At 50.4% G+C, this 1,380-nt stretch carries 1 protein-coding gene and 2 pseudogenes; 1 reads left to right on the top strand and 2 read right to left on the bottom strand.

Translation table 11 applies throughout. The annotated features are described in order from the left end of the window. The first annotated feature begins 160 nt into the window (after positions 1–160). Positions 161–688: an inorganic diphosphatase gene (gene ppa / locus BBW68_RS09770; protein ID WP_070135213.1), complete on the top strand. Its 528-nt coding sequence runs from the start codon at positions 161–163 to the stop codon at positions 686–688. Between the two features lie 29 nt (positions 689–717). Here ppa and BBW68_RS19790 read toward each other — a convergent pair. Together BBW68_RS19790 and BBW68_RS16545 are read right to left on the bottom strand one after the other, a co-directional pair. After that, a pseudogene (locus BBW68_RS19790) lies at positions 718–1,037 on the bottom strand (IS4 family transposase); the annotation flags it as partial. A gap of 3 nt (positions 1,038–1,040) precedes the next feature. Beyond that, positions 1,041–1,376 (bottom strand): annotated as a pseudogene (locus BBW68_RS16545) (transposase family protein); the annotation flags it as partial. Positions 1,377–1,380: the final 4 nt, after the last annotated feature.

The raw sequence follows: 1,380 nt of genomic DNA, 5'->3' as shown, positions 1-1,380 counted from the left end.
TTAAGGGACACAGCCTAGTTGACCACTAGGCTCCCTCTTTTTTCACAAACGTCGCGAAACCGTACTCAGGTCTATTCTGAAAGCCGGGAAAAGGGGGTGCGTTGCCGGGTGAGATAGCTATAATACTTGGCACTTAACTACGCTAATTTAAGGAATCGAAATGAGCCTGAACCATGTTCCTGCGGGCAAAGACCTGCCAGATGATATCTACGTCGTGATTGAGATCCCTGCGAATGCCTCTCCAATCAAATACGAAGTCGACAAAGAGACTGGCGCACTGTTCGTAGACCGCTTCATGGCGACTGCGATGTTCTATCCATGCAACTACGGTTATATCAACAACACGCTTTCCTTGGATGGTGACCCGGTCGACGTTCTGGTGCCAACGCCCTACCCACTGCAGCCAAGTTCAGTGATCCGCTGCCGTCCGGTTGGCGTACTGAAAATGACCGACGAATCCGGTGAAGATGCCAAGGTTTTTGCGGTTCCTCACAGCAAGCTGAGTAAAGAGTACGAGCACATCCAAGATGTGAACGACCTGCCAGAACTTCTGCGCGGCCAGATCACCCACTTCTTCGAGCAGTACAAAGCGCTGGAAAAAGGCAAATGGGTTAAAGTTGACGGTTGGGAAAACGTTGCAACGGCGAAAGCTGAAATTGTTTCCTCTTTCGAACGTGCGGCAAAATAATCCGTGCCGGAGGGGAATCCCCATAGGCGCTAACTTAATGTCCGGACCATCTGAAGAATACGTCGTCTGGGCGGCTCGTTGAGGCGATGGCCCACACACTTCAGTTTCACGACATACGCTTCCAGCGGAACTGACCCGGTAATGGCTCCACGTAAGCCACGGATAACCATTTTTGTTATTCTCCACAAAGAGTTATCCCTTCGTTTTTCTGTCGTGCCTTCAGGGGGGAAAGGCCAGCGATAGCTAGATCATGTCATCAATTAAGAAAGCCGCGAGGCAGATTTGCAAGTATCCAAGCTTTTGCAAGTTCAGTGTCCTTTGCCTGCAGAGCATCCATTTGCAACAGACTTTAATTTTGCACTAACTGCGAAGTCTGCTGTCGTGAGCCCGCAAAAGGAGCCAGGGATTCGGCAAAGATTTTTCGTGAACAGGATGGGTTACGACAGTACCAGTGGCGAACGGCAAATATCAGCCAGAGAGCCTGCCCAGCGCATGGCAGATGCTGTATACGGCGTCGTCGACAGCTATGTACAGAACTGCTGAGCCTCATGCATTCAGGGCAGCGTGAGGTTTTACGCGTTGCCTGCAAATGAATAGTCACTCCATCATGGCCAGTTGTTTGTCGGATCAATTGCCACCCGCAAGGCAGCTGCAAAAGCGTCTTAAGTGAAGGCATAGCGTTATTCATAACT

Source organism: Candidatus Erwinia dacicola (assembly GCF_001756855.1).
Taxonomy (GTDB): domain Bacteria; phylum Pseudomonadota; class Gammaproteobacteria; order Enterobacterales; family Enterobacteriaceae; genus Erwinia; species Erwinia dacicola.
This window is presented reverse-complemented; position numbering and strand designations above follow the sequence as displayed.

Excerpts from the sequence above, each read along its gene's own strand:
- ppa (WP_070135213.1), top strand. The coding sequence starts at position 161 with ATGAGCCTGAACCATGTTCCTGCGGGCAAAGACCTGCCAGATGATATC.